This window comes from Myroides sp. C15-4, assembly GCF_050522745.1.
Classification (GTDB): Bacteria; Bacteroidota; Bacteroidia; order Flavobacteriales; family Flavobacteriaceae; genus Flavobacterium.
This window is the reverse complement of the sequence record NZ_JBMVQX010000010.1, coordinates 1-20,443: the sequence shown is the minus strand read 5'-3', so window position 1 is coordinate 20,443 and position 20,443 is coordinate 1. Positions and strand designations below refer to the sequence as shown.

The 20,443-nt window shown below is 36.1% G+C and carries 18 protein-coding genes and 1 tRNA gene; 10 read left to right on the top strand and 9 right to left on the bottom strand.

From position 1 onward, the window contains the following. Positions 1 to 30 precede the first annotated feature (30 nt). A complete protein-coding gene (locus tag ACPDHL_RS06630) occupies positions 31 to 885 on the top strand; it encodes a DUF2911 domain-containing protein (protein ID WP_430532003.1) in 855 nt (284 codons plus the stop codon). 93 nt (positions 886 to 978) lie between these two features. After that, the gene (purB, locus tag ACPDHL_RS06625; RefSeq protein ID WP_430532065.1) at positions 979 to 2,322 is read left to right on the top strand and encodes an adenylosuccinate lyase; all 1,344 of its coding nucleotides are present in this window, start codon (positions 979 to 981) and stop codon (positions 2,320 to 2,322) included. Between the two features lie 108 nt (positions 2,323 to 2,430). Here purB and ACPDHL_RS06620 read toward each other — a convergent pair whose 3' ends face one another. From ACPDHL_RS06620 to ACPDHL_RS06585, 8 genes are all read right to left on the bottom strand, one after another. Then, positions 2,431 to 2,751 carry a hypothetical protein gene (locus ACPDHL_RS06620; protein WP_430532002.1) on the bottom strand — a complete coding sequence of 107 codons (321 nt, stop codon included), beginning with the start codon at positions 2,749 to 2,751 and terminating at the stop codon, positions 2,431 to 2,433. 108 nt (positions 2,752 to 2,859) lie between these two features. Continuing rightward, a complete protein-coding gene (locus ACPDHL_RS06615; protein WP_430532001.1) occupies positions 2,860 to 3,183 on the bottom strand; it encodes a hypothetical protein in 324 nt (107 codons plus the stop codon). 285 nt (positions 3,184 to 3,468) lie between these two features. Next, positions 3,469 to 5,691 (bottom strand): NADP-dependent isocitrate dehydrogenase, encoded by a 2,223-nt coding sequence (locus ACPDHL_RS06610; RefSeq protein ID WP_430532000.1) that lies wholly within the window; start codon positions 5,689 to 5,691, stop codon positions 3,469 to 3,471. Between the two features lie 250 nt (positions 5,692 to 5,941). Continuing rightward, the gene (locus ACPDHL_RS06605; protein ID WP_430531999.1) at positions 5,942 to 8,353 is read right to left on the bottom strand and encodes a GumC family protein; all 2,412 of its coding nucleotides are present in this window, start codon (positions 8,351 to 8,353) and stop codon (positions 5,942 to 5,944) included. A 5-nt stretch (positions 8,354 to 8,358) separates the two neighbouring features. Continuing rightward, entirely contained in the window at positions 8,359 to 9,141 is a 783-nt protein-coding gene (locus tag ACPDHL_RS06600; protein WP_430531998.1) for a polysaccharide biosynthesis/export family protein, read from the bottom strand. Positions 9,142 to 9,252: 111 nt separating this feature from the next. Continuing rightward, a complete protein-coding gene (lptB, locus tag ACPDHL_RS06595; RefSeq protein ID WP_430531997.1) occupies positions 9,253 to 9,996 on the bottom strand; it encodes an LPS export ABC transporter ATP-binding protein in 744 nt (247 codons plus the stop codon). A 2-nt stretch (positions 9,997 to 9,998) separates the two neighbouring features. Next, positions 9,999 to 10,838 carry a twin-arginine translocase subunit TatC gene (tatC, locus tag ACPDHL_RS06590; RefSeq protein ID WP_430531996.1) on the bottom strand — a complete coding sequence of 280 codons (840 nt, stop codon included), beginning with the start codon at positions 10,836 to 10,838 and terminating at the stop codon, positions 9,999 to 10,001. Positions 10,839 to 10,841: 3 nt separating this feature from the next. After that, positions 10,842 to 11,807 (bottom strand): KpsF/GutQ family sugar-phosphate isomerase, encoded by a 966-nt coding sequence (locus ACPDHL_RS06585; protein ID WP_430531995.1) that lies wholly within the window; start codon positions 11,805 to 11,807, stop codon positions 10,842 to 10,844. Between the two features lie 90 nt (positions 11,808 to 11,897). Here ACPDHL_RS06585 and ACPDHL_RS06580 point away from each other — a divergent pair, with 90 nt between their 5' ends. The 3 genes from ACPDHL_RS06580 (at position 11,898) to ACPDHL_RS06570 (ending at position 17,468) form a co-directional block, all read left to right on the top strand. Next, positions 11,898 to 14,093, top strand: a complete 2,196-nt coding sequence (locus ACPDHL_RS06580) for a RecQ family ATP-dependent DNA helicase (protein ID WP_430531994.1) — start codon at positions 11,898 to 11,900, stop codon at positions 14,091 to 14,093. A gap of 305 nt (positions 14,094 to 14,398) precedes the next feature. After that, complete coding sequence (locus ACPDHL_RS06575) at positions 14,399 to 15,172, top strand: helix-turn-helix domain-containing protein (RefSeq protein WP_430531993.1); 774 nt, start codon at positions 14,399 to 14,401, stop codon at positions 15,170 to 15,172. A gap of 64 nt (positions 15,173 to 15,236) precedes the next feature. Then, positions 15,237 to 17,468 carry a S41 family peptidase gene (locus tag ACPDHL_RS06570; RefSeq protein WP_430531992.1) on the top strand — a complete coding sequence of 744 codons (2,232 nt, stop codon included), beginning with the start codon at positions 15,237 to 15,239 and terminating at the stop codon, positions 17,466 to 17,468. Positions 17,469 to 17,536: 68 nt separating this feature from the next. Here the strand turns inward: ACPDHL_RS06570 and ACPDHL_RS06565 are convergent, their stop codons facing one another. Next, complete coding sequence (locus ACPDHL_RS06565; RefSeq protein WP_430531991.1) at positions 17,537 to 17,779, bottom strand: hypothetical protein; 243 nt, start codon at positions 17,777 to 17,779, stop codon at positions 17,537 to 17,539. A gap of 172 nt (positions 17,780 to 17,951) precedes the next feature. Here ACPDHL_RS06565 and idi point away from each other — a divergent pair, with 172 nt between their 5' ends. From idi to ACPDHL_RS06540, 5 genes are all read left to right on the top strand, one after another. Beyond that, positions 17,952 to 18,479 carry an isopentenyl-diphosphate Delta-isomerase gene (gene idi / locus ACPDHL_RS06560; protein WP_430531990.1) on the top strand — a complete coding sequence of 176 codons (528 nt, stop codon included), beginning with the start codon at positions 17,952 to 17,954 and terminating at the stop codon, positions 18,477 to 18,479. A gap of 6 nt (positions 18,480 to 18,485) precedes the next feature. Beyond that, the gene (locus tag ACPDHL_RS06555) at positions 18,486 to 18,902 is read left to right on the top strand and encodes a 6-pyruvoyl trahydropterin synthase family protein (protein WP_430531989.1); all 417 of its coding nucleotides are present in this window, start codon (positions 18,486 to 18,488) and stop codon (positions 18,900 to 18,902) included. Positions 18,903 to 18,998: 96 nt separating this feature from the next. Next, positions 18,999 to 19,967, top strand: coding sequence for a type I phosphomannose isomerase catalytic subunit (locus ACPDHL_RS06550; protein ID WP_430532064.1), 969 nt, complete (start codon positions 18,999 to 19,001; stop codon positions 19,965 to 19,967). A gap of 55 nt (positions 19,968 to 20,022) precedes the next feature. Next, a complete protein-coding gene (locus ACPDHL_RS06545) occupies positions 20,023 to 20,286 on the top strand; it encodes a hypothetical protein (RefSeq protein WP_430531988.1) in 264 nt (87 codons plus the stop codon). A gap of 80 nt (positions 20,287 to 20,366) precedes the next feature. Then, positions 20,367 to 20,440 (top strand) — tRNA-Thr (locus ACPDHL_RS06540). Positions 20,441 to 20,443: the final 3 nt, after the last annotated feature.

The following is a 20,443-nucleotide window of genomic DNA, read 5'->3' as shown; positions in this document are numbered from 1 at the left end:
AGTATAGTTGACTATTTAATACATCTAAAAATGATACGAAAGTTTATTGTTACAAGTTTAGCTGTGTTTGCACTATCAAGTGCAGAGGCACAGGTGCAGACACCTCCAACGAGTACAAAGTCTGAAATACACCAAGTAGTTGGGTTGACTGATGTCAAGATAGACTATTCAAGACCTAATATGCGCGGACGTTTGGTATTTGGTGACTTAGTACCCTATGGAAGATTATGGCGTACTGGAGCAAATATGAATACGGTGGTAACGTTTAACAATGACGTTGAAATTGACGGTAAAGTACTGAAAAAAGGATCCTATGCCATCTATACCATTCCCAAAGTAGAGGAGTGGGAAGTAATTTTCTATAAAGAGACCAACAACTGGGGATTACCAGAAAAATGGAACGAGGCAAATATTGCCCTGTCTACCAAAGTGAAAGTACAAAACCTAGACCGCAAGTTTGAAACCTTTACCATGGCTATTAACAATGTAAATATTGATTATGCTGATTTGGAAATTATGTGGGAAAGAACCCTTGTTCCTGTGCGTTTTAAAGTACCTACAGATCACTTGGCAATGGAAAGTATTACTGAGACATTTGAAGGGCCTAAAGTCGTGGATTACTACGCAGCAGCAGAGTACTTCTATTTGACAGGTAAAGATTTATCTAAAGCATTATCTTGGATTAATAGCGCCATTGATAAATCAGGTGAACGCGTTCCTTACTATTTTGTTCGATTAAAATCGCAAATCCAAGCCAAAGCAGGGGACAAAGTAGGAGCAGTAGCTACAGCAAAAATAGCACTGGATTTAGCTGAAAAAGCGAATAACCTCGACTATGTAAAAATGAATAAAGACGCAATTAAAGAATGGTCGAAAGCGATATAGTTGACAGTTGACAGACTGCGCCAAAAGTCAAAAGTCAAAAGCCAAAAAACAAAAAAAATATTATCTTTGTTTCTTAACAACACAATCTAAATGATGCTTACAGAACTTAATGCTATATCGCCAATTGACGGTCGATATAGAGGTAAAACCCAATCATTAGCACAGTATTTCTCAGAAGAAGCGCTAATCAAATACAGAGTTTTGGTTGAAGTGGAATATTTTATTGCATTATGCGAATACAATCTACCACAACTGAGTGGTATTTCTCCAACTTTATTTCCAGAATTGCGAAAATTATACAAAGATTTTACGTCGGAAGATGCACTTTGGATTAAAGAAAAAGAAAAGACAACCAATCACGATGTTAAAGCGGTGGAGTATTTTATCAAGGATGCTTTTGACCGTTTGGGATTAGAACAGTACAAAGAGTTCATTCATTTTGGATTGACCTCTCAAGATATCAATAATACGTCTATTCCATTATTGACGAAAGAAGCATTCCACGAAGTGTATATGCCTTTGTTTTTAGCTGTAGTAAACAAACTGAAGGAATTAGGTCAAGAATGGAGCGATGTTCCTATGTTGGCAAGAACACATGGACAACCAGCTTCCCCAACGCGTTTAGGGAAGGAAATTAACGTGTTTGTACAGCGTTTGGAAGAACAATTACGCCTGTTGAATAATGTTCCTTTTGCCGCTAAGTTCGGTGGTGCAACAGGAAACTTCAATGCGCATCATGTAGCGTATCCTCAAAATGATTGGAAGCAATTTGGAGAGGATTTCGTTGAATTGAGTTTAGGGTTAAAGTATTCTTTCCCAACAACCCAAATCGAACATTACGATCACTTTGCAGCTTTTTTCGATGCTTTAAAGCGTATCAATACCATTTTAATTGACTTAGATCGCGATATTTGGACGTATGTGTCCATGGATTATTTCAAACAGAAAATTAAAGCAGGTGAGATAGGGTCTTCAGCTATGCCACATAAAGTAAATCCAATTGATTTTGAAAATTCAGAAGGAAATTTAGGAATTGCCAATGCCATTTTTGAGCATTTAGCAGCTAAACTTCCCCTGTCGAGATTACAACGCGATTTAACGGATAGTACGGTATTGCGAAATATTGGTGTACCAATGGGACATACGATTATTGCCTTTGAATCTACGTTGAAAGGATTGAATAAATTGCTGTTAAACGCAGATAAATTTGCCGAAGATTTAGATAAAAACTGGGCAGTAGTAGCAGAAGCAATTCAAACAATCTTAAGAAGAGAAGGGTATCCAAACCCTTATGAAGCATTAAAAGATTTGACACGTACGAATACTGTAATTAACAGGGATTCTATTCACAATTTTATCGATACTTTATTGGTAAGTGACGCCATTAAATCCGAGTTAAAACAAATCACACCAAGTAATTATTTGGGAGTGAAATAATAAAGTAAAAAAGAACTGTTGAAAAACAGTTCTTTTTTTTTAATAATCTTAAACACGTAGAAATAAGATGCGATCAATTTAGCTATTTATCGAAGCAATAGATAGGTGTTAATCTGTAAGACGGGTATAACCAGATACCGAAAAATCAGAAGTGTTGAGTTTTCCCTGGAAAGCCCAAGTAACATTATTTCCCGATTGAGTATTGATCCAATTTAAATTTCCAGAATAAAATCCCGTCATCGAGGTGATTACTAGTAAGGAAGGGTTGCTTGTTGAGCCTTGAGGACTTGTTCCTGTGCTGCATAATAGCGTCGCTGAAATACTGCTCGTTGGCCCATTAATATCAATCTGTGCATCGATATGATCCTTTCCTATAAAATAATCAGGAGATGAAATTTCACCAGTTCTATAAAAAAAGACACTGCCCATTTGAGATAGAGTTTGTCGCTTTGTATCTGTGTGTGCAACATTCTCTTTTGAGCTTCGAATCTGAATCCTGTCCGTATTTAGTTCTTTGAAGTAGCTACTGCTATTTGTCTACATCTCAACATAGGCAGCACCGTTTCTTATCTCATCTTTTATAAAGGAATTTAACTCATTTATTTCGTGCTTAAACCGATCCAAATGTTCATTTGAAACTGTTTCTACTTGATTCACACTGCTGGATGGTATTAATTGCAATAAATCACTTTTAGCATTTAGATTTAAATTGTAGGCTAAATTTTGCGTGTCAATGGTTACAAAATCTTGTAATATCCTAGCATCTTCAGCATAATTTCTCACTTCCTCTTGCTCCTCTTTTTGACAGCCAATGCTCAAGAGGAGGAGGCTTGCAATCAAAATTTTCACATTTTTTTTCATGGGGTTGGTTTTTTAATTCATGTGATACGGACTATATGTATATAATTCAAATAATAAGTAGGTTTTTATTTGATTTTAATTTAAAATTACATATAAATATATGAATTAAATTATTTTTAATTCCAATTTATTTTAATTATGTTTTGTAATTATAGTTTTTAAATGAGAAAAATGTATTTCTAATAGGCTGAAAAATGGCTTCGGTGCACTCATCCTGGCTGAGTTATGGAAACAAAAAAGCCACTAGTAAAAAATAGTGGCTTTTTTTATGCTTATGCGTATGGATTACGCAATAGAATCAATGATTGTATTTAAGGTAGTACTTGGACGCATTGCTTTTGCAGTAGCTTCAGGGTTGGTTTGATAGTATCCACCAATTTGCTGTGCCTTTCCTTGCGCGCCAATTAATTCTTCATTAATCTTCGCTTCATTCTCAGCCATTGCTTTGGCAATTGGAGCAAATTTAGCTTGTAACCCAGCATCTTTTGTTTGAGCAGCTAGTGCTTCAGCCCAATACATAGCTAAGTAGAAGTGAGATCCGCGGTTGTCAATAGAGCCTACACGACGAGCTGGTGATTTGTCATTGTCTAAGAATTTAGCCGTCGCTTCATCTAAAGTTTCAGCTAATACCATTGCACTTGCGTTATCTTGTGTTTGACTTAAGTGTTCAAATGAAGCACCTAATGCCAAGAATTCTCCTAAAGAGTCCCAACGTAAATAACCTTCTTCAATGAATTGTTCGATGTGCTTTGGAGCTGATCCACCTGCACCAGTTTCGAATAACCCTCCTCCGTTCATCAAAGGAACGATAGAAAGCATTTTTGCAGAAGTACCTACTTCTAAGATAGGGAATAAATCGGTTAAGTAGTCGCGCAATACATTTCCTGTTACTGAAATTGTATCTAATCCTTGACGGATGCGTTCAACGGTTACTTTAGTAGCTTCGATTGGACTTAAGATGCGAATGTCTAATCCAGTAGTATCGTATTGTTTTAAGTATTCGTTTACTTTTTTGATTAACTCTCTATCATGCGCTCTATTTTCATCTAACCAGAAGATTGCAGGTGTTTCTGATAAACGCGCACGGTTAACTGCTAGTTTAACCCAGTCTTGAATCGGAGCGTCTTTCGTCTGACACATTCTGAAAATATCTCCAGCTTCCACTGCTTGTTCAAAGAAAACGGTATTGTTTTCATCAGAAACGCGGATTACTCCTTTAGCATCTGCTTGGAAAGTTTTATCGTGTGAACCGTATTCTTCTGCTTTTTGAGCCATTAATCCTACGTTTGGCACTGATCCCATTGTTGTTGGGTTGTAAGCACCGTTCACTTTGCAGTCTTCGATTACTGTTTCATATACACCTGCATAACAACGATCTGGGATGATTGCTAAAGTATCTTGTTGTTGACCTGCTTTGTTCCACATTTGTCCTGACGTACGGATCATCGCTGGCATAGAAGCATCAACAATCACATCAGAAGGTACGTGTAAGTTTGTAATCCCTTTGTCGGAGTTAACCATGGCAATTGCTGGTCCTTGCTCGATTGCTGCTTCAATAGCTGCCTTAATCTCAGCTTCTTGAGCATGTCCTGCAATTTTAGCGTATAAATCACCTAAACCATTGTTTGGACTAATCCCTAATTCAGCAAATACACTAGCGTATTTAGCGTAAACATCCGCAAAGTAACCTTCTACAACAGCTCCAAAAATGATAGGGTCAGAAACCTTCATCATAGTTGCTTTTAAGTGTGTAGAGAAAAGAATATTTTTCGCTTTTGCTTCTTCTTTACATTCAGAAACAAATGCTTTTAGTTTAGTTAAGTTTAATACAGTAGAGTCGATCACTTCACCTTGTAAAAGGGAAGCATAGTCTTTTAATAATTTTGTTGTACCAGCTGCACCAATGAATTCAATTTTGAATTTTCCATCTTTTGCAAGTGTAACTGATTTTTCAGAACCATAAAAATCACCTTCTGACATTGAAGCCACTCTCGTTTGCGAGTCAGTTGCCCAAGCTCCCATACTGTGTGGGTGTTTCTTTGCGTAATTCTTCACTGCTTTTGGCGCTCTACGGTCAGAGTTACCTTCGCGTAATACTGGATTTACAGCAGATCCTAAAATTTTAGCGTATGTAGCTTTAATTGTTTTTTCCTCGTCGTTTTTAGGTTCAGCAGGATAATTAGGAACTGCAAAACCATGTGCTTGTAGTTCTTTAATAGCTGCGTTTAATTGAGGAATAGAAGCAGAAATATTCGGTAATTTAATAATGTTTGCTTCTGGACTTTTTGCCAATTCTCCTAGTTCAGCTAATGCGTCACCAATTCTTTGCTCGTCTTTTAAAAATTCTGGGAAATTAGCTAAAATACGTCCAGCTAACGAAATATCTCTTGTTTCTACATCAATACCTGCTGTTTTTGCAAAAGCCTGAACTATCGGTAAAAAAGAATACGTAGCTAACATTGGAGCTTCGTCTGTAAACGTGTAAAGGATTTTAGAATTCTTTGTCATTTTTGTTAGATTTAAATGATAACAATATAATTGTTGTATGTGTTGAGTCTAAAACTTTGTAATATACAAGCAAATATAATCATAAGCATTGAGAAAAACGTGCTAATTCAGTGATATAACAGTAGAATTGTTAAGTTTCTAATATGCATAAGTAAAATTGCTTTATTGTTATTTTTGTTAGACTAAAAAAGTAATATTGGTAAAAAAAGGGCTGACATAATCCTATGTCAGCCCTTTGGGTTTTATCTTGTTATTTTAAGTTTAATAGTTTTTTCCACCACGGGCGATTATCTTGTTGAACATCATGTCCATAACCATAACCGTAACCATAACCGTAACCATAACCTCCATATCCTTTCATTGTAATGGTGTCATTTAGGATAATAGACATGTTTTTCAATTTACCTTCACGGTGTAAATCCGTTGGTAGTTTTAACATGCGTTTATCTAAGTAGTTCGCTCTTGTTACATAAATGAATGTATCAGAGAACTTACTGATTAATAGGGTGTCCGTTACCAAACTAACTGGTGCAGTATCGACAATAATATAATCGTACTCGGACTTTAATTTCGTAAACATATTACCTATTGCATCCCCCATTAATAATTCAGCTGGATTTGGTGGAATCGTTCCTGCAGGCAAGGCAAAAAGATTCTCATATCCATCAATTTTAACAATGAATTGATCAATGTCGACATTTTTTCTCAAGAGGTAATCAGAAACTCCTTTTGATGGTAAGGTTAAGTAATCATCTAATCGAGGATTACGCAAGTCCATACCAATTAAAAGGGTTCGTTTTCCTGAGAGTGCTATCGTAGCAGCTAGATTTACTGAGGTAAATGTTTTTCCCTCTTTAGGGAAAGTAGAAGTTAAGAAAATTGTTTTTGCCTTTCCTTCTGGTACATTTCCTAGCATAAATTCTAGGTTAGTACGTATAATACGCAAAGCTTCTGCCGAACTTGAACGACTCGATAAATCGATGATGTTCTCATTGTCATCCGAATGCGGAATATCACCTAAGAATGGTACATTCGTATTATTTTCAATATCGATGCGATTCTTCACTTTTGTATCGAGTAATAGACGTAAGTATATCACAACAAAAGGAATTAACCCTCCTAAAATAAGAGCTGCCAGTAAAACAATCATCTTTTTAGGCGAAACTGGTTTTTCTGAACTTTGTGCTGTATCAATTACTTTGGCGTTAAGATCAGTTGCTGCTAATGCAATAGCCGTTTCTTCTCTTTTTTGGAACAAGTAAAGGTAGATTGCCTCTTTTACTTTTTGTTGTCTATCAATAATTCTAAATTCTCGTTCTTGTCTAGGAACTTGAGATAATTTAGAACGCAATTCATTTTCTTTGCCTTCTAACTCTTTTTTGGTGATTTTTAAAGAGCTTTCTAAACGGACTAAACTTCCCGATACCGAAGCTTTCAACGCTGCAATTTGATCGTCGTATTTGACTACCGCCGGGTTCAAATCAGTAGAACTTGTGCTGATTCGATTACGTTCTAAAACAACCATATTGTACTGATTAATCTGCGTATTTACGTTAGCGTCAGATGAAATCAGATTGGGTAGAAGCTCGTTTTGCTTGCTGTTTTTTAAGAACTCAATTAAAGACGAAACTACTTTTAATTCTGTTTCGTTTTCAATGATTTGTTTGTCGTATACATTGGCATTCTGCAAGAATAGACCTAATTCAGTAGGAATATCCGTAATGCTATTTCTAGCTTTATAGCCTTCTACAGTTTTCTCTACATCGCTTAATTCATCTGTAATAAGTTTTAAGCGACTATCAATAAACTCAGATGTCTTTTCTGAAATATAACGCTTGTCTGCAATAGCACCATCATTGTAGATGGTAACTAAATTATCCAAATAATCAATAGCTTTAGCGGGAGTAGGACTTAGTAAAGATAAGTCAAGGATACTTGAAAACTTATCTGTAGGTGCAATTTGTACGTTTTTTACAAAGTAATCCGTTACTCTTTCGATAGATTGTATTTCAACAATAATGTTGTTAATCTCTTCTTTATCTTCCTCTTTTTCTATTTTTAATTTGTGTAAAGTAGCTACAGGTTTTGGCGCATTTCGAGTAACAATTAATTTTCCTAAAACGGTTTCAATAGGCGTGTTGTATTCAAATGTTCCTAGCTTTACCTTCTCTAGGTCCAACAGAGTGAATGAAGTTTCTGTAATATCTTTTACGTAAAAGGTATACGTAATGTTGTCAAAATCGAAAACGCGTTCAATAAAGTTAAAATCTATTGGACTGTTGTTGTATAACTCACTATTGATTAAACGGCCTTCATTGATATAAGAAATATTCAATTGCAAACGACGTACGGTTCTTTCAGCTAAAGTACGAGAAGACAAAATCTGTGTTTCGTTTTCAAGATTACTCTTTCCTCCTGATAATAAACCTAAATCTGCAAATGCAGAAAGTTCGGTAGAAATACCACCACCTCTTTTTTCGTCTTTAACTACAATGGTTGTATTAACCTTATAGGTTTTTTCTGTATAACGAAGGTAGATAAACCCCAGTATAAGTGTAAGAAATATACTTACAACAAACCATCTCCAGTGGATGAGATACTTCTCTAGTTCTTCGCGAATATTTACACTAACGTTTTCGCTATTGTCAAAATTTCCTTCCATTTTTTTTATCTAGTTGCAATCGAAATTATGGTTATTAATAGAGATAAAGCCGAGATACCCACCGTTAAGTTAGGACCAACAACAGAAGAATTTACTTTTGTTTTGTTAGGTTCAACATAGACAATATCATTTTGATTCAAATAGTAGTAAGGAGACGTCATAAAATCAGCCTTAGTCATATCTACACGATAAGGGATGCGTTTGCCTTCGACTTCGCGGATGACAAGAATATTATCTCTTTTTCCATAAACAGTTAAATCTCCAGAAAGAGCTATCGCATCTGATAATGTTAAGCGCTCGCTTACCACGGTATGAATCCCAGGTCGATTTACCTCTCCTTGCACTGTAATTTTGTAGTTCATGATACGCATATTGACGATAGGGCGAACAATATACTTGCTAATTTCTGCCGTTAGATAATCAATGGCTTGTTTTTTAGTTAATCCACTGATGTTTATCGTACCCAAAACAGGAAATTCGATGTTACCCTTATTGTCTACCAAGTAAAGCTGTTGTTGAGCAGATCCCATACCAGCAGGATTGTTCAAATTGGTAAGCATGGTATTCATTAAATTGAATGGTTCAGCCGCCTCTTTATCTTGGGCAGAAACAATAATCATTAATAAATCGTCAGGCTGTAGATACGTTTCAAATCGATCTACGGTATTATTCTTGGCTAATACATCCTCTATATTTTGATAGTAAACCATCGATTCTCTTGAGGCACAAGAAGTGAAAAAAACAGTAGTAGAAATAAGTAATACTACAAATAAGCTTCTTAATTTCATTGTTAATTTTTTTGCAAAAATAGAACTTTGTTAAGTTGAATAAAAGTAAAAGTAGCAATATTTTACAAATAAAAGCAAAAGGCTACTACTATTAGTTTTTTAATCTTTATTCTAATCAAAATCTAATTTCTTTTTACGTAATTCGAAGTTTTGACCTAAATATACTTTTCTTACCATCTCATCTTCGGCAAGTTCTTCTGGAATTCCTGCTTTCAAAATACCTCCTTCAAACATTAAGTAGGTTTTGTCTGTAATAGCGAGTGTTTCTTGTACATTGTGGTCGGTAATTAAAATACCAATATTTTTATTTTTTAATTTGGCTACAATACGTTGAATATCCTCAACAGCAACAGGGTCAACTCCAGCAAAAGGCTCATCGAGTAAAATAAATTTTGGATCCGTTGCCAAGGCACGGGCAATTTCTGTTCTTCGACGTTCCCCCCCTGATAGTAAATCTCCACGATTGGTGCGAATGTGTTCTAGGTTGAATTCGGCAATTAGCGATTCCATTTTCGCTACTTGTTCTTGTTTAGAAAGCTTGGTCAGTTGCAGTACACTTAAAATATTGTCTTCAATACTAAGTTTTCTAAATACGGAAGGCTCTTGCGCTAGATAACCAATGCCGTGTTGTCCACGTTTATACATAGGGAAATTGGTGATGTCCATATTGTCTAAATAAATATGACCTAAGTTAGGTTTTACCAACCCAACAATCATGTAAAATGAAGTTGTTTTTCCCGCTCCATTAGGGCCTAATAACCCCACAATCTCTCCTTGATTTACTTCAACAGAAACACCTTTTACGACTTTTCTCTTCTTGTATATCTTGACAATATTGTCTGCTCTTAATTTCATGACTAGTCCTTTTTGTTTTGTACTAAAACTTCTGTTTTAGGGTTCTTCTGAACAAATTTAGAGATATAAATACTAATTTCATACAGAATTAATAAGGGGATGGATACTATAATCTGGCTAATCACATCCGGAGGGGTAATAATAGCGGCCAGAATTAAAATTAATACAATGGCGTATTTTCTGTATTCTCTCAAGAATTGTGGAGTCACCAATCCTAATACAGATAAAAAATACATGATGATGGGTAGCTCGAAAATTAGACCACAGGCGATTGAAGTGGTTTTGACTAATCCAATATATGAGTTGATATCAATGTCATTCTTTACCACATCACTAACCTGTAAGTTAACTAAGAAATTGATGGATAGCGGAGTAATAACATAATAACCAAATAACACCCCTAAAAAGAATAAGAAAGAGGAAACTACAATAAAAAGCTTCGCGTATTTTTTCTCTTTTTTGTATAGTGCAGGACTGATAAATTTCCAAATTTCCCATAAAATAAAGGGCACTGAAATGATAAAGCCGGCAGTTATACACGTCCACATCATGACAGAAAATTGACCGTCCATGGTTCTGTTTTGAATTTCAAACGGAAGTTCTTGTTGACAAAAACTATCGTCGAAATTAAAGTATTGCGCGATTTTACAAAAGAATTGATACGTTACAAAATCACTGTTTTTAGGACCGAAAATTATTTTGTTAAAAATGAAATCTCTAAAAAAGAATGCGATGATACCACCTCCTAAAATAAAGACAGAAGCGCGGATTAAAAGCCATCTCAATTCTTCTAAATGGTCTAAAAAGGACATTGCCTTTTCTGAGTTTTTCTGTTTTGCCATTTGTTATACTATTCCTTCTTTTAAAATGTCGTGTAAATGAATGATACCTTGGTATTCCCCCTGTTTAGTAACGATTAATTGGGTAATCGAATTGTCTTCTAGTATCGATAATGCCTTAGAAACCAACTGATCGGATTCAATCGTTTTGGGATGAATACTCATAATATCTTTTGCTTGAATGGCTTCAAAGCTAGTATTATTTTGTAACATTCTACGTAAATCGCCATCTGTAATTATGCCAATTAAGATATTATTATCAATTACAGCTGTTACGCCTAGGCGTTTTTGAGAAATTTCTACAATAACATCCTTGATCGATGAATCAGGAGCTACGATGGGTTTATTTTCACTGTTGAGGATATCCTGTACCAACAAGAGTAATTTTTTACCTAAAGCACCTCCTGGGTGATATAGGGCAAAATCATTGGCTGTGAAATTTCTACATTCAATTAAGCATGCGGCTAAAGCATCGCCTAAAACTAATTGAGCCGTTGTACTGTCCATTGGTGCTAAATTGTTTGGATCTGATTCGCGATCTACTTTTGACAGTAAAACACAGTCTGCATTTTTGCCGAGAAACGAATTTTCATTCGCAGTTATAGCAATAAGGGTATTGCCAAAACGCTTGAGTAAAGGAGTTAGTACTTTGATCTCGGGGCTATTTCCGCTATTAGAGATACAAATAACACAATCATCGGGTTGAAGCAACCCTAAATCGCCGTGAACAGCTTCAGATGCATGCATAAAAAGTGCAGGTGTTCCAGTAGAGTTGAAGGTAGCGACAATTTTGCTTCCGATTAACGCACTTTTACCAATCCCTGTAACAACGACACGACCTTTACAAGCCAAAAGGGTTTGTACAGCCACCGTGAAGTCTTCAGTTAAGTAATCAATTAGCTTTTTAATGCTTTCACTTTCAGACAGTAAAGTCTGTTTTGCGCGTTGTAATATAGTTGTAGATGTATTCAAAATGACGAGAATGTTAAATATTAGGATTGCACCAAAGAAAATGTTTATCTTTAGGTACTGCAAATTTATGTAAAATACCATACAAAAATAATGAAATCAATTGAAATTGACTTGCACAAAGAGTTAAAGAGATTTTTTGGCTTTTCCCAGTTTAAGGGTCTCCAAGAAGACGTGGTGAAAAGCATAATCTCTGGACACAACACATTTGTGATCATGCCTACAGGTGGTGGTAAATCACTTTGCTATCAATTGCCTGCGTTGGTTTTAGGCGGGACTGCCATTGTTGTTTCTCCGTTGATTGCCCTGATGAAAAATCAAGTAGACGCTATTCGTAGCTTGTCAACAGAGCAAGGAATTGCCCATGTTTTAAATTCTTCTTTAACCAAAACTGAAGTGAATCAGGTTAAAGACGATATTAAAAAAGGCATAACAAAATTGTTATACGTTGCCCCAGAATCATTGACAAAAGAAGAATATGTCAACTTCTTACAAGAAGTGGAACTGTCATTTGTCGCCATTGATGAGGCGCATTGTATCTCTGAATGGGGACACGATTTTAGACCCGAATACAGAAATTTGAGGAATATTATCCGACAACTAGGTGATATTCCCATTATTGGCTTAACTGCTACGGCAACGCCAAAAGTTCAAGAAGATATTTTAAAAAACTTAGAAATTCCCAATGCCAATGTTTTTAAAGCTTCGTTTAATAGACCCAACCTATACTACGAGATAAAACCCAAAACAAAAAACATTGAAAGTGATATTATTCGCTTTATCAAACAACGCAAAGGAAAATCGGGGGTTATCTACTGTTTGAGTCGCAAGAAAGTAGAGGAAATCGCCAATGTACTCCAAGTAAATGGGATTAGTGCGGTACCTTATCATGCGGGATTGGATGCAAAGACAAGAGCTAAACACCAAGATATGTTCCTGATGGAAGATGTCGATGTGGTAGTAGCTACCATTGCGTTTGGAATGGGAATTGACAAACCAGATGTGCGTTATGTTATTCATCACGATATTCCCAAATCACTTGAAAGCTATTACCAAGAAACAGGTAGAGCAGGTAGAGATGGTGGAGAAGGATATTGTTTGGCCTATTACTCGTATAAAGATATCGAAAAGCTGGAGAAATTTATGGCAGGAAAACCTATCGCTGAACAAGAAATAGGAATTGCCTTGTTGCAAGAGGTTGTGGCCTATGCCGAAACATCCATGTCAAGACGCAAGTTTTTACTCCATTATTTTGGCGAGGAATTTGACGAAGTACACGGAGAAGGGGCGGATATGGATGACAATGTTCGCAATCCGAAGAAAAAAAGTGAAGCTAAAGACGAACTTCAACAGGTGTTGAAGATCATTGCTGAAACAAAACAAGTATATAAAACAAAAGAAATTGTATTCGTACTTTTAGGTAAGTTGAATGCTCTTTTAAAAGTAAATAAAACAGATGCTCAGCCCTTTTTTGGTAGTGGTAAGCATCAAGATGAACGCTTTTGGTTAGCCTTGATTAGACAAGCGAATGTTGCTGGTTATCTGAAAAAAGACATTGAAACCTATGGTGTTTTAAAAGTCACAGAAGCTGGAGAACGCTTTATTGAGCATCCTGTTTCGTTTATGATGACAGAAGATCACGAATATACAGAAGGAGATGCCTTAGTAGAAAGCGATGCACCAAGAGCTGAAGCAGTGATTGATCAAGTCTTGATTAATCTGTTGAAAGATTTGCGCAAAAAAGTAGCCAAAAAAGCGGGAGTACCTCCTTTTGTAGTTTTTCAAGATCCATCGTTGGAAGAAATGTGTTTGAAATACCCTATTACATTGGAAGAAATGGCTAATATTATTGGGGTAAGCGATGGAAAGGCTAAGAAATTTGGGAAAGACTTCGTCGATGTAATTCAAAATTATGTGGAGGAAAACGACATCATCAGACCCGATGATTTAGTGGTCAAATCTACAGGAGCTAATTCTGCCTTGAAGTTGTATATTATTCAGAGTGTTGATCGCAAATTGTCTTTGGATGATATTGCCAAAGCTAAAGGACTCGATATGGATGCCTTATTAAAAGAAATGGAGCAAATCGTGTATTCTGGAACAAAACTGAATATTGACTATTGGTTAGATGAAGTATTGGATGAAGATCAACAGGAAGAAATCTACGATTACTTTATGGATTCGGAATCAGATAATATCAAAACGGCCATGACAGAGTTTGATGGTGAATATGATACGGATGAATTGCGATTAATGCGAATTCAATTTATTACCAAAGAAGCTAACTAACCGCTGATTTTTATCATAAGAAAAAGTCCTTGAGATATAGAAAAATACCATCCAGAGAGCAATCGCTCTCTGGATTTTTTTATTTAATGGATCTAGATGAAAGTGTATAAGAGAAAGAGACGAGAGAAGAACGGTTGAAAAAATTAAAATAGAGGTATTGATAACGTTTGTTTTTATATTTTAGCTTAAAATCAATGTTTTAGTGTGTTTTATTACTTCGCTGGTTTCTACCACTAAAATATGTATGTCTAATTATCAATAGTTTTACCTGTATTTTGAATATTGCTTTTAAATTTAATAGACCAGTGAGTCCTGTACTGAAGGAATATATTGAGGGGTATTATCTCTTAGATGAACATACAGTCTTTCCAAGAAGGTATTTAACCTTTCCAACGAATTATCTTATACTGACTTATTTACATCATGCTGCGTTTCGGCAAGAAGGAAATAAAGTATACATTTCCAAAGCAGAAGGGAAATCGGTTTTGAGTTTGACCTACAATTATACACAACCGCTAGAAATTAACTATATAGATAAGGTAAAGGAATTGACCTTATATTTTAAACCCTTTGGACTACAGCAGTTTTTTGATGATATTGGTTGTTTTAATTCGGAAATGGTTGATGATTTTCAATCGCATACAACATTCAAAAGCGATATGGAGCGTATTGTCAATCAAACAACCTGTATTAAAGAGCTAATTGAAGATTATTTGTTGAAGCGATTTAAAAGAAAAGAAGATCAGTTGTTGATGGAGCTTTTAAGGCAATTAGATGGTGGATATGCTATTGAAGATATCGCAAAAAACCTTGGAATATCGCGGCAATATGTGTCCAAGTATTTGAAAAAAAGAGTAGGAAAGAATGCTTCTGATTATAAAAAAATCGCCCGATTCAGAAATACCATACAGAGCTTTCAAGATCAACCTGATCAAACATTAACCCAATTGACACATAATCATTTGTTTTTTGATCAATCCCATTTAATCAAAGAATTCAAAAAACTGACAGGGTATAATCCTAAGGATTTTTTTGATAGAACGAGTCTGGAAGCAGAAAATATTTGGTTGACTATTTAAGTAGTTTCCATTTTTACAAGTTTGTTCATTTTTTAAGAGCTAGTTTTAAGCAAAAATATACAGTATGAGTTTGCTATATAAAATAATAACTATGCTTCTTGCTTTTTTGTTTTCATTGATGGGATTTTCTCAACAACTTGAAGGGCAAAAATTAGATTTGGATTTTGAACAGGTTAAAGCAGGCTATCCTATACAGTGGATTGATATGGGGGATAGTGAGTATGCGATATATGCTGATTCTGTTCACGTGCAAAGCGGAAAGTATTCCGTAGTAATTGAAAATACAGGTACTGAAGCAGGATATAAAGCATTGGCTTTAGTCTTGCCTCAGAATTTTAAGGGAGATAGTATCCATTTGTCTGGTTATATCAAAACAGAACATGTGACAGAAGGATTTGCAGGCTTGTGGATGCGCATTGATCCTATGTTGGCCTTTGATAATATGGACGATAGAGGAGTAATGGGAACTGTGGATTGGCAGAAGTATGAAATTACCTTGCCTTTGGATCCCGCAAAGACAGAGGGAGTGTATATTGGAGGGCTGTTAGTGGGTAAAGGAAAAATGTGGTTGGATAATTTGCAAGTGACTATCGATGGAAAAGCATTGGATGATCCTACCCTTGAAGTTTTTGTCAGAGCGCCTTTGCCTGCGGAATTAGATAAAGAATTTGATGCAGGATCAGCGATTGCTATACCCAGTCCAACAACTGAAACAGTTGCCAATTTAGAACTGTTGGGTAAAATATGGGGATTTTTGAAATACCATCACCCTGAAGTAGCCAAAGGAAATTACAATTGGGATTATGAGTTGTTTCGCGTGCTTCCCGCTTATTTAAAAGTAAAAAGCAAGGAAGAAAGAGACGGGGTTCTCCTGCAATGGATAAGGAAGTATGGAACTCTTGCGCCTTGTGGAACTTGTGAAGCTGTGACAAAAGATACTGTATTGCAACCTGATTTTTCATGGATGAAGCAATTGGGGATGTCGCAGGAGTTACAACGCGAATTGCAGCAAGTGTATGAGAATAGAAATCAAGAGAAACACTATTATATAGCGCTTGAACACCTTGTGGGAAGTCCTCGTTTTGACCATGAGGACCTCTACGCTACCATGCCTTATCCAGACAGTGGTTTTAGACTGTTAGCAGTGTATAAGTATTGGAATATGATCGAATATTTTTTTCCAAATAAGCATATAACAGATAAAAATTGGGAAGAGGTATTGAAAGAATATATACCTGTGTTTTTGGAAGCGAAAAGTGAATTGGAATACGAACTTGCAGCTATTCAGCTTATTGGAGAGATTCAAGATACACACGCTAATCTATGGGGTGGAGGTGATAAATTTGCTGAAGCTCGTGGAAATTATTTTGCTCCGTTTAAGGTGAGTTTTGTCGAAGATCAATTGGTGGTTGTTGATTACTATAATCTCGAATTAGCCGAAGCAGCAAAGTTAAGTTTAGGCGATGTGATCACGCATATTAATGGAGAAACGATTGCTTCAATGGTCAACCGTTTACGCCCATATTATCCTGCTTCAAATGAGGCTGCTCGCTTGAGGGATATAGCAGAAAATGCCCTGTGTTCTCCCAATACTTCCCTCTTGATCACCTATCAAAAAGCAGGGAAGACAAAGCAAATGGATCTTGTGTTGTATCCCCAAGAAGAGTTAAATCGATATCATTGGTATAAAGTGGATGAAAAACAAAGGAGTTTCAAATTGTTAGATGACAATATTGGCTATATAACCTTAGCGAATATTCAAACCGAAGATATACTAGAAATAAAACAGCAATTGAAAGATACCAAAGGAATAGTTATAGATATCCGAAACTACCCTTCTGCTTTTGTTGCGTTTGACCTAGGAAGGTGGTTTGTGGATGAATCAACGCCATTTGCTAAATTTACGGTAGCGGATGTCAACAATCCTGGAGTATTCACTTTTACGCAGTTGGTGGAAATTCCAAATGAAGCGGAAACGTATAAAGGCAAAGTGATCGTGTTGATTAATGAATATTCTCAAAGTCAGGCAGAATATACGGCTATGGCATTGAAAGCAGGAAAAAACACCACAATTGTTGGGAGTACAACTGCAGGGGCAGATGGAGATATGGCTCAGTTCCATCTCCCTGGGGGATTGAGAACTGCGATTTCGGGTATTGGTGTTTATTATCCTGATGGTACGGAAACGCAACGTATTGGTATTGTGCCAGATGTTGTTGTTCAACCAACGATACAAGGAATTATACAAGAAAAAGATGAAGTGTTAGAAAAAGCATTGGAAATACTGAAGAAGTAATTCGTTATTCACTATAAAAAAATCCCTTTTGCGCAGCAAAAGGGATTTTTTTATAGCATAGGATATTCTTATTTTACTTCGTAAAGTTCACCGCGATGTGGTTTTAAAGCATCTCTTACTTCTCGCATTTGTTGATCATTGACAACAAGATACGCAATACTATGCACCTCATTGATGACTTGTTTGTCCATAATCGTTAGAGGGAGTTGCTCGATAGCGACAAATTCACGCAGGTGAATCACGTGGTGCTCGGCTATTTTTTCAGCGTCAGGACCTCGAAAATCCCAAATTAGTTTGATTAATCTTTCCATGAATCGAATAAAAAGTCAAAGATAACTAAATTGCTTGGGTCTACTGTAAAAAGCACCAATATCTTTAAGGTGAATACGGGCTAGAGTCAGAGCATTTTTAAACTCCATGCTGGCATTGGTTTCCTATTTTGTTTTTTGTACTTTTGGAAGTAAAATAAATGTAACACTAGGTATGATTGAAGAGCAAGTGATTTTAGTTAATGAACAAGATGAGCCGGTAGGTACCATGGGCAAACAAGAAGCACATGAAAAAGCTTTGTTGCACAGAGCATTCTCAGTATTTATTTTAAATGATAAAAATGAGATCATGCTTCAACAACGCGCAGCGGAGAAGTATCATTCACCTTTGTTGTGGGCAAACACTTGTTGTAGTCACCAAAGAGTAGGAGAAACGAATATTCAAGCAGGAAAGCGCCGTTTAAACGAGGAAATGGGGTTTGAAGTAGCCCTGAAAGAGGTGTTCCATTTTATCTATAAAGCACCATTTGACAACGGATTAACTGAGCATGAATTTGATCATGTGATGGTGGGATATTACAATGAAGATCCTAATATAAATCCAGAAGAGGTTGAAGCATGGAAGTGGATGGAAATTGAGGCAATAAAAAAGGATATGGAAGTCAATCCACAAATGTATACCGCTTGGTTTAAAATTATATTCGCTGAATTTTACCCGCATATTGAAGCACATAAAATTTAAAACAGCATGAGATTAACAGTTAGCCGAAAAGCACATTTTAATGCCGCACATCGATTGCATCGTCCAGATTGGTCTGACGAGAAGAATCAGGCTGTGTTTGGCAAATGTAACAACCCTAATTTTCATGGACACAATTACGAATTGATTGTCCATATTACAGGTGAAGTTGACCCAGAAACTGGGTTTGTTATGGACTTAAAAATACTGTCAGATTTAATAAAGTCAGAAATTGAAGAGGCTTTTGATCACAAAAATCTGAACTTAGATGTTATAGAATTCAAAAATCTAATCCCTACTGCGGAACATATAGCTGTAGTGATTTGGCAAAAATTAAGACCTTTTATTGCAAAAGACAATGATTTGGAGGTTGTTTTATACGAAACCACTAGAAACTTTGTAACTTTTAAAGGGGAGGGGATTTAACATGCATAGAATCCATTAAAAGTTGTACATTTGCGTCTTGTTTTAGGCAGTAATCCCGCTGATGGACTATTGCGAAATGAGGAAGAAGTTAAGCCTATGAGTTTTATACAATATCCAATGATGTTTGAACCCATCCTGAAAGATAGAATTTGGGGGGGAAGGAAATTACATACTGTTTTAGGTAAACAGCAAATTTCTGATTCAATTGGAGAAAGCTGGGAAATTTCTAATGTTCCGGAAAATGTCAGCCTAGTTTCCAATGGCACATATAAAGGACAAAGCTTAGAAGAATTGATTAAAGCCTATCCAGAAGATATCTTAGGTTCTTATATCGTTCAGACATTTGGATATCAATTTCCTTTGTTATTTAAGTTTTTAGATGCCAAAGAGGATCTTTCTATTCAGTTACATCCCAATGATGAACTAGCAAAAACGCGACATAATTCTTTGGGGAAAACCGAAATGTGGTATGTAATGCAAGCTGATCCTGGGGCAAGAGTGGTTGTAGACTTTAAAGCAGGGGTAACCCAAGAGGATTATTTGCAGCACTTGAATAGCAAAACACTCCCTGAGATATTAAATGAAATTCCAGTAAAAAAAGGAGATGCTTTTTTTATTCAAACTGGAACGGTTCACGCCATTGGAGCAGGAGTTTTACTCGCTGAAATTCAACAAACTTCAGATATTACCTATCGTGTTTACGATTGGGATCGTGTCGATAGCGAAGGACAAACCAGAGAACTACACGTAGATTTGGCACTAAAAGCCATTAACTACGAAAAGAAACAAGTGGCACTTTCCTATACTGAAAATGCAGATTATGCCAATCCATTGGTTTCTTGTCCATTTTTTACTGTCAATTACATCCCTTTAACGCAGCGATATCAAATAGCGAAGCCATTAGATCGCTTTTACCTTTATGTGTGTACAGAAGGGGCATGTGAGCTTCAAATTAACGAATTGACATGTGGAATTAAACAAGGTGAAACCGTGTTAATTCCCGCATCAGTAAATAAACTAGTTGCAGTTGGTCAAGCAACATTGTTAGAAATATATATCGATTAGACCGCCGATATAGTAAAGATAATTGTACTTTTGTTTAAAATTTAAATAAATTATTATGGCAAGCGTAAGAGGATTAAAAAAAGATGTTCACCAAGTATTAGGCGATATCATTGAGGCAATTTATATTCATGAATTGACAGTAGGAGGACCTACAGAAGAAACAGCTGCTTTGATCGAAGAAGCCTTAACAGGATTCGACGAATTGATCGTTGACATCAACGCAAAAGGGGTTGAAAATAAAAAAGCTCATTTTAAAGGCGTTTTTTTAAAATTAGAAAACATTGCAGGTCAGTTAGTTGGAAAAATTAACAACTTGTAATTAAAATAAAGCAAAAAAAACACGCGAAATCAGTTGTAAGACTGAAAAAGCGTGTTATATTTGCACTCGAAAAATGAGTCGCCGGTGTAGCTCAGTTGGCTAGAGCAGCTGATTTGTAATCAGCAGGTCGTGGGTTCGAGTCCCTCCATCGGCTCAA

What these genes read in the sequence shown, in the direction of transcription:
- ACPDHL_RS06580 (WP_430531994.1), top strand. Translation starts at nt 11,898, where the DNA reads ATGAAATCAATTGAAATTGACTTGCACAAAGAGTTAAAGAGATTTTTT.
- ACPDHL_RS06555 (WP_430531989.1), top strand. Translation starts at nt 18,486, where the DNA reads ATGAGATTAACAGTTAGCCGAAAAGCACATTTTAATGCCGCACATCGA.
- tatC (WP_430531996.1), bottom strand. Translation starts at nt 10,838, where the DNA reads ATGGCAAAACAGAAAAACTCAGAAAAGGCAATGTCCTTTTTAGACCAT.
- ACPDHL_RS06565 (WP_430531991.1), bottom strand. Translation starts at nt 17,779, where the DNA reads ATGGAAAGATTAATCAAACTAATTTGGGATTTTCGAGGTCCTGACGCT.
- ACPDHL_RS06620 (WP_430532002.1), bottom strand. Translation starts at nt 2,751, where the DNA reads ATGGGCAGTGTCTTTTTTTATAGAACTGGTGAAATTTCATCTCCTGAT.
- ACPDHL_RS06550 (WP_430532064.1), top strand. Translation starts at nt 18,999, where the DNA reads ATGAGTTTTATACAATATCCAATGATGTTTGAACCCATCCTGAAAGAT.
- idi (WP_430531990.1), top strand. Translation starts at nt 17,952, where the DNA reads ATGATTGAAGAGCAAGTGATTTTAGTTAATGAACAAGATGAGCCGGTA.
- ACPDHL_RS06605 (WP_430531999.1), bottom strand. Translation starts at nt 8,353, where the DNA reads ATGGAAGGAAATTTTGACAATAGCGAAAACGTTAGTGTAAATATTCGC.
- purB (WP_430532065.1), top strand. Translation starts at nt 979, where the DNA reads ATGCTTACAGAACTTAATGCTATATCGCCAATTGACGGTCGATATAGA.
- ACPDHL_RS06545 (WP_430531988.1), top strand. Translation starts at nt 20,023, where the DNA reads ATGGCAAGCGTAAGAGGATTAAAAAAAGATGTTCACCAAGTATTAGGC.
- lptB (WP_430531997.1), bottom strand. Translation starts at nt 9,996, where the DNA reads ATGAAATTAAGAGCAGACAATATTGTCAAGATATACAAGAAGAGAAAA.
- ACPDHL_RS06630 (WP_430532003.1), top strand. Translation starts at nt 31, where the DNA reads ATGATACGAAAGTTTATTGTTACAAGTTTAGCTGTGTTTGCACTATCA.
- ACPDHL_RS06570 (WP_430531992.1), top strand. Translation starts at nt 15,237, where the DNA reads ATGAGTTTGCTATATAAAATAATAACTATGCTTCTTGCTTTTTTGTTT.
- ACPDHL_RS06615 (WP_430532001.1), bottom strand. Translation starts at nt 3,183, where the DNA reads ATGAAAAAAAATGTGAAAATTTTGATTGCAAGCCTCCTCCTCTTGAGC.
- ACPDHL_RS06600 (WP_430531998.1), bottom strand. Translation starts at nt 9,141, where the DNA reads ATGAAATTAAGAAGCTTATTTGTAGTATTACTTATTTCTACTACTGTT.
- ACPDHL_RS06610 (WP_430532000.1), bottom strand. Translation starts at nt 5,691, where the DNA reads ATGACAAAGAATTCTAAAATCCTTTACACGTTTACAGACGAAGCTCCA.